At 68.2% G+C, this 2741-nt stretch carries 1 protein-coding gene; it reads right to left on the reverse strand.

The annotated features are described in order from the left end of the window. The coding region (locus BWP39_RS31315; protein WP_157915215.1) for a condensation domain-containing protein at window positions 1-2741 on the reverse strand (2741 nt) is incomplete at both ends.

Raw genomic sequence — 2741 nt, forward strand, 5'->3', positions numbered from 1 at the left:
CCCACACCGCGCGCCTGCAGTTCTCCGGCAATGTGATCCGACCAGCGATCGAGCTGCGCGTAACTGAGCGTCTGCTGTCCGCAGCGGATCGCCATCGCCTGCGGTGTCTGCACGGCCTGCTGTGCGATGCGCTGTGCCACCGGCACGAATGTGTAGTGTTCCAGCTCGCGTGGTGCACGCTCCGTGGCCTGCAGACCGATCTGCGCAATCCGCACATCCGGCTGCGCCGCCACCTGCTCGAGTACCCGCACGTAGCTGTCCAGCAGACGCTGTACCGTGCCTTCATCGAGGATGTCCGTCGCGTAGTTCAATGCGATGCGCAGTCCACCGTCCTCTGTGCTCCCCGACACCTGCATCGACAGGTCGAACTGCGTCGTCCCGGTCCCGCCTTCGAGCGTGCTCACCTCGATCCCCGGCAATCCGACCGGCGCGCCTTCTTCCGCGCTGTAGTCGAACATCGCCTGGAACAGGGGCGTGTGGCTCACGCTGCGCTGCGGCTGCAGCCGCTCCACCAGCTTCGCAAACGGCACCTGTGAATGCGCGTGTGCACCCAGTACCCGTTCCTTCACCTGCGCGAGCACCTCGCCGAACGGCTGCGTGCCGCGTGGTGTCACCCGTGCCACCAGCGTGTTCACGAAGAAGCCGATCAGCGGCTCCGTCTCCAGTCGCTCGCGGCCCGCCACCGGCATCCCGATGCGGATATCGTCCTGTCCGCTGTAGCGTCCCAGCATCACCCCGAACGCTGCCAGCAGCGTCATGAAGCGTGTCGCGCCGGCTGCGTGCGATACACGCTCCAGTGCCTGCGCCAGCGATGCTTCGACGCGTCGCTCTACCCACGCGCCTGCACTGCCTGCTGCACCCTGCCGTACGCGGTCCACTGGCAGTTCCAGCAGAGGCTGTTCGCCACCCAGCTCCTGTTCCCAGTACGTGTACTGCGCCTCCAGCGCTGCTGCGTCCAGATGCCGGCGTTGCCACTGCGCGTAGTCGCCGTACTGCACCGGTAGTGCCGCCAATTCCGGTAATGCGGTTGTGTCCGTGTCACCGCTCACCGCCTGCGTGTACAGCTGCGAGAACTCGCGCAGCAGGATCGCCTGTGACCACGCGTCCGACACGATGTGCGGCATCGACAGGTGCAGCACCCATTCTTCGTGTCCACATCCGAGCAGCGTCACGCGCAGCATCGGACCTGCGCGCAGGTCGAATGGCTCGCGCGACAGTGCGTTCACCTTCGCTTCCAGTGCCACAGAGCCTGAGTGCCCTGCAAGATTCTCCATGCGCCAGCCGTAGCCCGACGCTTCATTCACTTCATCCACCACCTGCCACGCCTGTCCGTCTTCCTCCACGAAACGCGTGCGCAGGCTCTCGTGACGCATCACCAGCTGGTCCAGCGCTGCACGCACCGCGCCCACGTCCAGCGCTCCGCGCAGCCGCACTGCCCCCGCGATCGTGTACGCCGCACTCTGCGGCTCCAGGTTCCACAGGAACCACAGCCGCTCCTGCGCCCACGTCAGCGGAATCCGGCTGCCTGCCTCGCGGCGCCTGATCGCCTCCACCGCGCGCACCTCGCCCGACTCCAGCTGCGCCGCCAGACTCTCCACCACCGGATGCTGGAACAGCGTCGCCAGTGATACCTCCCGTCCCAGCTCCTGGCGGATGCGCGAGGCCACCTGCATCAGCAGCAGCGAGTGGCCGCCTACCTCGAAGAAGTTGTCCGTCACGCCCAGTGCGTCGTGTCCGAGCACTGCGGCCCAGATCGCCAGCAGTTCCCCTTCGAGCACCGTGCGCGGCGCTACCCGCTCGCGTGCTTCGCCTGCCTGTGGCGCCGGCAGCGCTGCGCGGTCCACCTTCCCGTTGGGCATCAGCGGCAGCGCCTCCAGCCGCACGAACGCTCCCGGCACCATGTAGCCCGGCAGCCGTGCTTCCAGCGCGCGCCGCAGCGTACGCTCATCGGCGCTCCCCACCACGTATCCCACCAGCTGGCGCGCCTCGCCCGCGCCTGCGAGCGCCACCACCGCCGCGCTCACGCCTTCAACCTGCCGCAGCGCCGCCTCGATCTCCCCCAGTTCGATACGGAAACCGCGCAGCTTCACCTGCTGGTCCAGTCGACCGAGGAAGTCGATGCTGCCGTCCGCCCGGCGCCGGCACAGGTCGCCGCTGCGGTACAGGCGTGCGCCCGGCACGTTCGGGTCCGGCACGAAGCGATCGGCGCTCAGCCCCGGGCGCGCCAGGTAGCCACGCGCCAGCGTCAGTCCGCCGATGCACAGCTCACCCAGTCCACCCACCGGTACTTCGTTGCCGAAGCGGTCCAGCACATACACGCAGCGCGATCCGTAGGGACCGCCGATCGACACCACTGTCTGCTGCGCATCCGCTGCGTCTGTCCTGCGGTACATGCATGCCACCGTCGTCTCGGTGGGTCCGTACAGGTTATCCAGCTGGATATGCGCGAGCGGGCCGCGCTGCCACTGCGCGAGGGCATCACCCGGCAGTGCTTCACCGCCCACCGTGATCTGCCGCAGCGCAGCCAGGTCCGCGCGCGCCGGGGGCGTGCGCAGCCACTGCTGCCAGTACGCCGTCGGGATCCGCGCGAACGTCACCCCGCCTTCCTTCAGGTGCCGGCTCGTCGTCTCGATGTCCCATAGCTGCGGGCCGCGCATTTCCACCTGGCCGCCCTGCACCAGCGCCGGCAGCAGCTCGTGCAGCGCCACGTCGAAGTTCACTGTCGAGGACTGCAGCTGCGT

The organism is Paraburkholderia acidicola (assembly GCF_002362315.1).
GTDB classification, from domain to species: domain Bacteria; phylum Pseudomonadota; class Gammaproteobacteria; order Burkholderiales; family Burkholderiaceae; genus Paraburkholderia; species Paraburkholderia acidicola.